We start from the raw sequence: 10,928 nt of genomic DNA on the forward strand, positions 1-10,928 counted from the left end.
AGATCGAAAGATCGAAAGATCGAAAGATCGAAAGATCGAAAGATCGAAAGATCGCAGCCTTCGGCAGCTCCCACATGGGTTTGTTGTACATCCTGTAGGAGCTGCCGAAGGCTGCGATCTTTTTTGCCTTTATTTTTCCCAATCGGCCTTGGCGATGTGCAAGCCATGCAGGCCTTTGTACGCCGCGCGCTCAGGCTGGCTCCAGCCTTCGAGCAACGTATCCTCCAAGCGATAAATCTCCACCCCCAGCGGGCGACACACGCTCAGCGGATCCTGCGCATCCGGCCCCCACATGGCCAGCGACAGATCGCCGCCCGGGCAGGTCGACAACGCACACAACAAATCGATTTCGGCAAAAAACTCCAGGTAATCGCCCTTCTGCGCCGGGCATGCCTTCATGAAGTACATGTCGTCATGATTGAGGCCGGTGCACTGGAAGATATTCAGTACGTCATGCACGTCAAACTCGGTCAGGCCATGGGGCAGCACGGCGCGGGTCAGGTTCGAGTGGCAATGGTGATGAAAGTCCTCGCCAGTGAGCATTTTGTTCACATAGGGATCGCAGCGCGTGCCGAGCAAGTCGTGCAGCCGACCGCCATGCTCGTCGATGCCGTAACCGGCCAGGCTGTCATCAGTAATGGTCACCAGCGGCCGTAAAAACGGCAGATTCGACCAGAGCCGGTCATGGGTGCTGACGTGGGCGCCCTGCAACTGCCGGGTGCGTGCGGCCCACAGGCGTTCGCGCGGGTCGTGGGCATTCCAGACGTTGAAATCCCCGACCTGCGGGCCGACCGGCGTGGTCACCCGGAACACATGCCCCGCCGGCACATGCCAGGCACGGCCGGTGCGAATCGGCACTTCGAATTGCTCGATCAGCGTGCGCCCGTCCTTGCTGTCGCGGACCCGCTCATAAAACGCCTTGTCCACCTGCAATGCCGAGCCTTTGCTGACTTGATAGGCCGCCGGATAGTCTTTGTACATGGCACGAATCCTCGATCAGTGATGGGGAACAGGGGTCAGCAGTTGCAACAGCAACTGCTCGGAATCGTCGAGATACAGGCTCATGGCCTCCAGCGCCGCAGCCTTGTTACCTTCGGCCAGCCAATCGTGGATCAACCGGTCACGGGCCAGCCATGGCGCCTGAAAACGCGACTCATCGGGAGCACTGCAAAACACCAGGCGCAACTGCGCGACGACATTGGTGAAAAACTCATCGAACAAAGGGCTGCGCAACAGCCCGACGATGTGTTGATGGAAAGCCAGGCTGTGGGTGCCGACGGCGCGCCAGTCTTCGCGGTCCCGGGCCAGTTCGGTGGCCTCCAGGGCTTCGAGCATCCGGTCGGACTGGTACTCCCGCAGCGGCTGGCTGGCGCTGATGGCTTGCAATTCGAGAGTGCGGCGAACGTTGAACAGATCGCGCACGTCATCGACGCCGACCCGGCGCACCATCACGCCTTTGTTGCGCACATAGCGGGTCAAGCCCTCCTGCCCCAGACGATGCAGCGCTTCACGAATGGTGTTGCGCGAAGCGTTGTAGGCCGACACCAGATCGTTTTCTACCAGCGCCATGCCGGGCAGCAAGCGACCACCGATGATGTCGGCGCGCAACTCCAGGGTGATGTGGTCGGCCAGGGACAGCCCGCTGCTCATAGGGATCGCCTCATGATTGTTCAACAATCGTTAGCGAAGGAGTAATCACTATTCATGCCAAATCTTAAAATCGGCACAACCGAGTTGGACGCATCTGCATGCTTTTTAGAAGTAGAAGTACAGTCACCATTCAACGTTCATTGGTTAAGATGGCGCATTGTCGCGGAGATTAGAGATGCGTTACTCGCAGGACCATAAAGCCCAGACCCACCAACGCATCATCAAGGAAGCGTCAGCACGTTTCCGCCGCGACGGAATCGGTGCGACCGGCTTGCAACCGCTGATGAAAGCGCTGGGGCTGACCCATGGCGGCTTTTATTCGCACTTCAAGTCCAAGGACGAACTGGTCGAAAAGGCCTTGGTGGCCGCAGGCGAACAAGTCGAAGGCTTATGCGCCGAGCTGTTCGCCCAGGAGCGTCCACTGGATGCGTTCATCGACACGTATCTGTCCGAATGGCATCAAACGTCACCCGATGAAGGCTGTCCGCTGCCGACCATGTCGTCGGAACTCGGGCTGCGCGGGCAGCCGAGCCCCACCAGCGATGCGGTGCTCAACGCGCGACTTGAACAGGTGCAAGGCACCCTGGAAGGCGAAAACACTGCCGAGCGCAGCATCGTCATCATGTCGACGCTAATCGGCGCGCTGCTGCTATCACGCAGTGTCGAGAACCCGGAGCTGGCTCAGCGGATTCTCGACGTCACGCGCGATCACCTCAAGCAGATCAACGATTAGCCCTGCCAGCGCTTGAACAGCACGCTGGCATTGACCCCGCCAAAACCAAAGCCATTGGACAGCGCGTACTCGATCGGCATCGATCGCGCCTCGCCATGGACAATGTCCACGCCTTGCGCCGCCGGGTCCGGGTTCTCGAAATTGAGGGTCGCCGGCACGATCTGATCGCGGATGGCCAACAACGTGAAGATGGCCTCGATCCCACCGGCGGCACCGAGCAGATGCCCGGTGGCCGACTTGGTCGACGTCACGGCAATCTTGTTATCGGTCCCGAACAACGACTTGATCGCCGCCAACTCACCCAGATCCCCAACCGGAGTCGAAGTGGCGTGAGCGTTGAGATGCTGGACCTGCGCCGGCGAAACCCCGGCCTGCGCCAACGCCAGTGACATCGCCCGCCGGGCACCGCTGCCATCTTCGGGACCGGCGGTGAGGTGATAGGCGTCGGCGCTGGTGCCGTAGCCGACCAGCTCGGCGATGGGCTGAGCACCACGGGCCAGCGCATGCTCAAGGGATTCAACCACCAGCAGACCGGAACCCTCCCCCATCACAAAACCATCGCGCCCACTGTCGAACGGTCGCGAAGCGCGCTCCGGCGTTTCGTTGTAACCGCTGGACAAGGCACGAGCCGCGGCAAAACCGGCCAGGCTGACCCGATCGATTGACGCTTCCGCGCCGCCACACACGGCAATATCGGCCTCACCACAACGAATCAGCCGCGCCGCATCACCGATCGCCTGAACGCCCGCCGCACACGCGGTGACCGGTGCGCCCAGCGGGCCTTTGAAACCATGCTGGATCGACACGTGACCGGCGGCGAGATTGACCAGGAATGATGGAATGGTGAACGGCGACAACCGTCGCGGACCGCGAGTGTCCGTGGTGCGCACCGCATCGGCTATCGCGCCGAAACCACCCACACCGGAACCGATGATCGTGGCGGTGCGTTCCTGGGCGTTGGCGTCCAGGGCTTTCCAACCGGCCTGCTCCAGCGCCTGGCGTGCAGCCTCCATGGCAAACATGATGAAGCGATCCATCTTCTTCTGTTCTTTGGGCGGCGTTGCCCGGTCCGGGTCGAAACCTGCTTGCGCATCTTCAGCCACGCTGGGCACGGCGCCACCGACCTTAGCCGGTAAATCCGCCACCACCTCATCCGGCAATGCTCGCAACCCGGAGCGCCCGGCCAGCAGGCGCGCCCAAACTGTCTCGACGCCACTACCCAGTGGCGACACCAGGCCCATACCCGTTACAACCACTCGACGATCACTCATACCGCAATTACCTCAAGCCGATTCATGGCGCCTCACGTGTAACGCGTGGCGGCCTTACTTTTGGAAAGATTCGGTGCCAACACCAGACGCGCCGCTACGAAAGCATCCCAGTCGGACGCATCCGGCAACGAAGGAATGGTGACCAGCTCACCTTGGTCCAGGCCGGACAACGCCGCGTCGACCATGTCCCCGGCCTCCATGATCATTTCTGCCGGGATGCCACTGGCATCGATACCGGATCGTTCCCAGATTTCGGTGCGTGTTACCCCTGGCAACACCGCCTGAACCTGGACCCCGGTGCCGTTGAGTTCAGCATTCAACGATTGGGTCAGACTCAGAACATACGCCTTGCTGGCACTGTAAGTCGCGTTGAAACGCTCGGGGAACAACGCCACTACCGACGCAATATTGATGATCGTGCCTCGACCCGCCTTGGCGAAACTGGCCGCCGCCGCCGAGGCCAGACGTGTAACGGCGGTGATGTTGAGCTGAATCAAGCGCTCCAGTTGTTCCATGTCGGCGTTGGCCAGCAAGCCATCCGCCGCAACGCCGGCGTTATTGAGCAATAGGGTGATGCTTGAATCGCTACGCAGGCGCTGCTCAAGTTTCAGCACTTCGTCCTTTTGCGTCAGGTCAGCCTTGAGCACTTCGACCTGAACGCCATGCTCGGCGCTCAGCTTGCTCGCCGCTGCCTCCAAACGCTGCTCGTCGCGAGCCACCAACAACAAATCAAAACCACGTGCCGCCAACCGCTCGGCGTAAATCGCGCCGATACCGGACGAAGCGCCGGTGACGAGGGCTGTACCTTGGGACTGGGTGGAGGTCATGACGGTGCTCCTGAGGGAATGGCTTTAGGAAGACAAGCGCCTGGGCGCTTCGGGGTTTTATTATAGGCATAATCCCAACGCCATATGATAGACGTAATTTTCCATACCCCGACGTAAGGCCCGTTTCATCACTTGGCCAGAATGCAAAAAGGCCGGTCAATGACCGGCCTCTTGGCGTTGATCCAAAAGCTTAGTTCACTTCGAGCTTATCGCGATTCCTGTCCAGAATCGCTTTGCCGATGCCTTTCACTTCCAGCAACTCGTCCACGGACGCAAATGGTCCATTGGTATCACGATATGCAACAATCGCCTTGGCCTTGGCTTCGCCGACACCCGCCAGTTCGCGCTGCAGTGTCGGGGCATCAGCACCGTTCAAATCGATTTTTTCGGCCTGCGCCTTGGCACCAACGTCCAGCACCAGTGGCGCATTGACAGCCTCAGGTTTGCCCGCAGGCGCCGCAATGGCAGCAATTGAGGCGCTAGTGAGCAGGGCAAAAACCAGGGAGGTGAAATAGCCTGTACGCATAAGTGAAGCTCCATGACATCGTTTGAGAAAGCAGCTTTTCCGAAGCTGCTCTCCAAACTTAGGCGATGCACTGGAACTGTCAAAAGTGTGTACGTTACAGAATGTGAAACAATCAGGGTTCGAGGTGACGCTGCTGATAGATCCAGTCGACGATTTCACCGTCGGGAGTATAGCCGCTGACGGTTTCACGCAGGAGTTGGCGCACGCGGGAATAATCATCATGTTCGACAGCATTGAGTAACGCAGTCAAACGAGCCTTGAGCACGTCCCAGGGCAGATGATCTTCGTGGGCGCTCATGATCATCGGGTGCTGCGTCGCCACAACGTTGTCACCGATCAGCAATTCTTCGTAGAGCTTTTCCCCGGGGCGCAAACCGGTGAACTCGATGGAGATGTCACCTTGCAGGTTTTTCTCGGAGCGAATACTCAACCCGGACAGATGAATCATCTTCTCCGCCAGTTCGACGATTTTCACCGGCTCGCCCATGTCCAGCACAAACACATCACCGCCCAAGCCCATCGAACCGGCCTGAATCACCAATTGCGCGGCTTCGGGGATGGTCATGAAGTAGCGAGTGATCTTCGGATGGGTGACGGTCAGCGGGCCGCCGGATTTGATTTGGCTGTGGAACAGCGGAATAACCGAACCGGAAGAGCCAAGCACGTTGCCGAAACGCACCATGGTGAAACGGGTTTTGTTGACGCGGGACACGTTGGCCTTGTCGCCGAACAGAACGGGGGCGATTTCGCGGCTGAGGGCTTGGAGGGTCAATTCGGCGAGACGCTTGGTACTGCCCATGACGTTGGTCGGACGTACGGCCTTGTCAGTCGAGATCAGGACGAAGTTGGAAACTCCTGACTGCAATGCTGCCTGAGCGGTGTTGAGCGTACCGATGACGTTGTTGAGGACGCCTTCGGCTATGTTGTGTTCGACCATCGGGACGTGCTTGTAAGCGGCTGCGTGGTAGACGGTGTCTACGCGCCAGGTTTTCATCACGTCCAGCAGTTTGTCCTTATGGCGGATAGAGCCCAGGATCGGCAACAACTTGACCGACACCGACTCGCGACAGCCACGCTGCTCCAACTCGGAAAGAATGCTGTAGAGATTGAATTCACTGTGCTCGAACAGCAAAAGCGTGGTGGGGCCCAGGGAAAATATCTGTCGGCAAAGCTCTGACCCGATTGATCCGCCGGCGCCCGTTACCATCACGGTTTTGCCTTTGATACAGCGTGCAAGCAGGTCGGGTTGCGCGGGCACCGAGTCGCGGCCCAGCAAGTCGGCTATATCCACTTCCTGAATGTCTTCGACCTTTACCCGACCACTGGCCAGATCGGTGAAGTTCGGGACGCTTCGTATGTGAAGCGGGTAGTCTTCAAGCAGATTGAGGATTTCCCTGCGTCGAGCGCGGGTTGATGACGGCAATGCCAAGAGGATTTCCTGCGCGCCGGTGACGTCGATCATTTGCTGGATGTGCTTGGGTTTGTAGACCTGGAGGCCCGAAATAGAGCGGTCAGCGATACTGGCGTCATCGTCGATGAAAGCCACCGGACGCATGACCCGGCCCATGCGCAGCGCAGCAACCAACTGATTACCAGCAACACCAGCACCGTAGATGGCGACTTTGGTGAGACCGTCGTCACGATTGGTGAAAGGAACGTGCTGAGCGGCGGTGAACCAGTCACCCATGAAGTATTGACGCATGCATAGGCGCAAGCCGCCAATGATGACCAAGCTGAGCCACCAGTAGTTAAAGATGATCGAGCGAGGAACGACCGTTTCGTGGTTGCTGTACCAATAGACGACAAGCGCCAGGATCAGGGAAGAAAGGCTGACAGCTTTAATGATGGCGATGAGCGCGTCGTTACCGAAATAGCGCATGACCGCACGGTACATACCGAATCGAATGAATAACGGAATGGCGATGACCGGGGCACAGGCGAAAAGCCACAGATGGATCCTGAGCGGATTGTACATGTCGTCGATTCCCAGACGAACGATGAACGCGAGCCACAAGGCAACCCAGACCAGAAAAATATCCGTGGCAACCTGGATCAATCGTTTTCGCCGCCTGGGAAGTCCAAGCAAATACGTCCTGACTTTATCCATAAATACCCCACTCACCTCGGATGTCTCCCCTGAAATGTTGCATCACCGTAGTGAAGTCCAAATGGCATAATGCATCAACTTAAAATAACTGAATTGCCGGATCACTATCGGCATCTCAATAATTGAGATTTCGACATCTCCAGATCGAATTAATTCGATGGTTCGAATGATGGCACATAGTCCCGCCCCTCGCCCAAGCTCAGAGGCGGAATACCAATACATCCCGTAGTAGATATTTCCAGACAAAGCGGGCCGCAACTGCACGCAAGCGCGTGAGAAAAATCGCCACAAGCGGCAGGAATGGGCATCTGCTGCTCATTTTACGGCGACTTGCGGGAATTCCCTGCGGGTAACGACACCGTGTAAAACATTGATAAACCCGGTAAACTATCCAGCCTCGCTGCAACGTCAGAGCCATATTCGCCACCATGGAAAGAGCGTTCAACCTTGTGCCAAATCATCCTCCCACCACAACTATACCCATGATTAATCCCGCGACAGATCCGGGATGCGTGGCTGTCTTGCTGTGTACGTTCAACGGGGGAAGCTTTCTCAAGGAGCAACTGAGTTCGATAGCCGCCCAAAGCCATGAGCACTGGGTGGTGTACGCATCAGACGACGGGTCAACGGATGATACGCTAGAAATTTTGCAACACTATCGCGAGGTCTGGGGTAGTGATCGGCTGCTGATCAGCGAGGGGCCTCGACAAGGGTTTTCGAACAATTTCCTGTCCGTCCTGGGCCAGGCCTGTGGCCATCACGAATATTACGCATTTTGTGATCAGGACGACCGTTGGCACCCGGCAAAACTTCAAAAGGCACTCAACTGGCTGAAACGTCAGCCTCCCGAGACGCCCTCGCTTTATTGCGGTCGTACACAGGTTGTCGACATCACCGGGAAAATCATCGGGCTATCCCCGCTGTTCAAAAAGCGCCCAAGCTTCGAAAATGCCCTAATGCAAAACCTGGCTGGCGGCAATACGATGCTGATCAACCGGGCGGCCTGTGTCTTACTGAATGAAACCCCAGCCGGTACCCCCTTGGTATGCCACGACTGGTGGACCTACCTACTGGTCAGCGGTTGTGGCGGCAATGTCTACTACGACCCCGAACCGACACTTGACTATCGTCAGCACACTCAAAACGTCATTGGAGCCAACACATCCATAAAGAGCCGAGCGACTCGTCTAAAGAGCATGTTTGAAGGTTCATTCAGTGAATGGAACGCCAAGAACATCGCAGCGCTGTCTACCTTCTCTCCCCGTTTGAATCCGCATAGCGCAGCAAGCCTCATGCGTTTTGAGCAGGCTCGTAACGCCCCGCTTACAACAAGGATCAAGCTAATGGTCGTCAGCCGCTTTTATCGACAGACCCTTTTAGGCAATCTCGGCCTCGCTCTGGCTGTCCTGATCAAAAGGATCTAATGATGAATACCCTCCCTCGGGACGATTGGTCGGCAGCTCCTGAAGCCGCTCGGCTGCCTGCAAACAAATTTTGACATCGCCCCGCACGGACGCAATCGCCTTATCATTTTCATTTGTCTGGATATTTTAATGAGTGTTCCGCAAAAGACATCAAGCCTGTATGGCCTTTCCAAAAATCTGATATTGCATCGTCATCTGATTTTCCAGATGACCAAGCGTGAAGTTGTTGGCCGGTACCGGGGTTCGGTACTGGGCTTGCTCTGGTCATTCCTGAACCCGCTCATGATGCTGAGCGTCTATACGTTTGTATTTTCTGTCGTGTTCAAATCGCGCTGGGGGATTTCGCCTCCCGGGACCGAGGAGAGCAAAACCATGTTTGCGATCATGCTTTTTGCCGGACTGATCGTGCATGCCGTATTCGCCGAAGTCATAAACCGCTCCCCAAGCATCGTGTTAAGCAACGTCAACTACGTCAAAAAAGTGGTTTTCCCGCTGGAAATCCTGCCGATCGTAACGCTCGGCGCGGCTCTTTTTCATGGCCTGGTTAGTCTGACTGTCCTGATACTGGCGTATGCGATCTTTCAGGGCGTTCCTCATCTCACCATTCTATTGGCCCCGGTAGTGATGCTCCCCCTTATTGTCCTGACACTGGGCCTGGCATGGATACTGGCATCACTGGGGGTCTACCTTCAGGATGTGGGACAGACCACCGGCATAATCACGACGATCATGTTGTTTCTATCACCTGTCTTTTTCCCCTTGCATTCTCTACCTGAACAGTATCAAACCATCATCCTGCTCAACCCGCTGACCTTCATCATCGAACAAATGAGGGAAATTCTGGTTTGGGGACGGATGCCCGACTTTTTGGGGTTGGGTGTCTATTTGATTGTTTCAATAATCGTCGCCGCTGCCGGATACGCGTGGTTCCAGAAAACAAGATCGGGTTTCGCTGATGTCCTCTGAAGTTATTGCGGTAGATCCTTCTGCGGTGCTAGCGCCGGTATCGACGCTGGCCATTCGTGTTGAAAACCTGAGTAAGTGTTTTCATATCTACGAGCGCCCTCGCCAACGATTGCAGCAACTGTTAGTGGCCCCACTCAAAAGCCGGTTTCAAAACGCACACGTCAAATACTATCGAGAGTTCTGGGCGCTCAAGAACATTAATTTCGAAATATCTCGTGGCGAGACGGTTGGCATCATCGGCAAAAACGGATCAGGCAAATCCACCTTGCTGCAGATCATCTGCGGAACACTGACTGCCTCTGAAGGCTCGGTCGAAGTAAATGGGCGGATTGCCGCCCTATTGGAGTTAGGTTCAGGCTTCAACCCAGACTTCACCGGCCGGGAAAATATTTACCTTAACGGCACAATTCTGGGGCTGACCCGCCAGGAGATCGACGACCGATTCGCCGACATCGAAGCCTTTGCCGATATCGGCGACTTCATTGATCAACAGGTCAAATCCTACTCCAGCGGCATGGCCGTACGCCTGGCTTTTGCGGTAGCGATCAACGCTGATCCGGAAATCCTTATCGTCGATGAAGCACTTTCGGTAGGTGACGAATTATTCCAGCGCAAGTGTTTTTCGAGAATTGAAGCCATTCGACAAAAAGGCGCCACAATTCTATTCGTCTCTCACGCCGGCAGCGCCATTATCGAGTTGTGCGATCGCGCCATCCTACTGGACAGCGGGGACAAGTTGACAGAAGGCGCACCCAAGCAAGTAGTCGGCAACTACCAGAAAATGCTCTACGCCGCTGCAGATCGACGGACAATCATTCGCCAGCAAATTATCGATGGCGATCTAAGCACTGCTGGCGCGCCTGAGCCAGGCAACGATGTATTTACAAATGAGATAGAGCAGGACCAGCCTCTCATCGAGATGGACGAAAGCTATGATCCGGGCCTTAAGCCGGACAGCACGATCGAATACCAGGACCACGGCGCTCGAATCAGGGATCCGGGCGTTTTTACACAATCAGGCATCAAGGTTAACAATCTGGTTCGTGGTCGTAGCTACCTGTATCGGTACTCGGTGGATTTCTCAAGGGACTGTGAGCGCGTACGCTTCAGCATGCTGATCAAGACAGTCAGCGGCGCAGAACTGGGCGGGGCCATGTCTGCTGCCTCGATAGGTGAATCGATAGAGCTCGTAGAAAATGGAAAAACCGTCGAAGTACAGTTCAAATTCACTTGCAACCTGACTCCCGGCCTTTTCTTCCTAAACGCCGGCGTGACCGGTCTGACAAATGACACTGAAACCTTCCTTCATCGCGCCCTGGATGCTGCGGCGTTTCGCGTGATGAACGAGTCCGACTGCTTAGCAACTAGCCTAGTTGATTTCCACTGCTCCCCGACATTGAATATTGTTCAAGGACGATAAGATT

10 protein-coding genes are annotated in these 10,928 nt (G+C 56.3%); 4 read left to right on the plus strand and 6 right to left on the minus strand.

Annotated features, from left to right (window positions below):
• Positions 1 to 129 precede the first annotated feature (129 nt).
• Together HB680_RS17645 and HB680_RS17650 are read right to left on the minus strand one after the other, a co-directional pair.
• Entirely contained in the window at positions 130 to 981 is an 852-nt protein-coding gene (locus HB680_RS17645; protein WP_213939871.1) for a DUF1989 domain-containing protein, read from the minus strand.
• A gap of 15 nt (positions 982 to 996) precedes the next feature.
• Positions 997 to 1,650 (minus strand): GntR family transcriptional regulator, encoded by a 654-nt coding sequence (locus tag HB680_RS17650; protein WP_213939872.1) that lies wholly within the window; start codon positions 1,648 to 1,650, stop codon positions 997 to 999.
• Between the two features lie 175 nt (positions 1,651 to 1,825).
• Here HB680_RS17650 and HB680_RS17655 point away from each other — a divergent pair, with 175 nt between their 5' ends.
• Positions 1,826 to 2,383, plus strand: coding sequence for a TetR/AcrR family transcriptional regulator (locus HB680_RS17655; protein ID WP_213939873.1), 558 nt, complete (start codon positions 1,826 to 1,828; stop codon positions 2,381 to 2,383).
• Here the strand turns inward: HB680_RS17655 and fabF are convergent.
• The 4 genes from fabF to HB680_RS17675 all read right to left on the minus strand — a co-directional run bounded on the left by fabF (position 2,380) and on the right by HB680_RS17675 (position 7,114).
• Positions 2,380 to 3,654 carry a beta-ketoacyl-ACP synthase II gene (fabF, locus tag HB680_RS17660; RefSeq protein ID WP_213939874.1) on the minus strand — a complete coding sequence of 425 codons (1,275 nt, stop codon included), beginning with the start codon at positions 3,652 to 3,654 and terminating at the stop codon, positions 2,380 to 2,382. The two genes, HB680_RS17655 and fabF, sit on opposite strands and share 4 nt — an antisense overlap.
• A 32-nt stretch (positions 3,655 to 3,686) precedes the next feature.
• Complete coding sequence (locus tag HB680_RS17665) at positions 3,687 to 4,481, minus strand: SDR family oxidoreductase (protein WP_213939875.1); 795 nt, start codon at positions 4,479 to 4,481, stop codon at positions 3,687 to 3,689.
• Between the two features lie 190 nt (positions 4,482 to 4,671).
• A complete protein-coding gene (locus HB680_RS17670) occupies positions 4,672 to 5,007 on the minus strand; it encodes a helix-hairpin-helix domain-containing protein (protein WP_213939876.1) in 336 nt (111 codons plus the stop codon).
• A gap of 112 nt (positions 5,008 to 5,119) precedes the next feature.
• Positions 5,120 to 7,114, minus strand: coding sequence for a nucleoside-diphosphate sugar epimerase/dehydratase (locus HB680_RS17675; protein ID WP_213939877.1), 1,995 nt, complete (start codon positions 7,112 to 7,114; stop codon positions 5,120 to 5,122).
• A 482-nt stretch (positions 7,115 to 7,596) separates the two neighbouring features.
• On the opposite strand from HB680_RS17675, the gene HB680_RS17680 reads away from it, so the two are divergent.
• The 3 genes from HB680_RS17680 to HB680_RS17690 all read left to right on the plus strand — a co-directional run bounded on the left by HB680_RS17680 (position 7,597) and on the right by HB680_RS17690 (position 10,924).
• The gene (locus HB680_RS17680) at positions 7,597 to 8,538 is read left to right on the plus strand and encodes a glycosyltransferase family 2 protein (protein WP_256735574.1); all 942 of its coding nucleotides are present in this window, start codon (positions 7,597 to 7,599) and stop codon (positions 8,536 to 8,538) included.
• 129 nt (positions 8,539 to 8,667) lie between these two features.
• Complete coding sequence (locus HB680_RS17685) at positions 8,668 to 9,504, plus strand: ABC transporter permease (RefSeq protein WP_213939879.1); 837 nt, start codon at positions 8,668 to 8,670, stop codon at positions 9,502 to 9,504.
• Entirely contained in the window at positions 9,494 to 10,924 is a 1,431-nt protein-coding gene (locus HB680_RS17690; protein ID WP_213939880.1) for an ABC transporter ATP-binding protein, read from the plus strand. Before HB680_RS17685 ends, HB680_RS17690 begins: the two co-directional genes overlap by 11 nt.
• Positions 10,925 to 10,928: the final 4 nt, after the last annotated feature.

This window comes from Pseudomonas sp. dw_612, assembly GCF_018449725.1.
In the GTDB taxonomy this organism is placed as follows: Bacteria; Pseudomonadota; Gammaproteobacteria; order Pseudomonadales; family Pseudomonadaceae; genus Aquipseudomonas.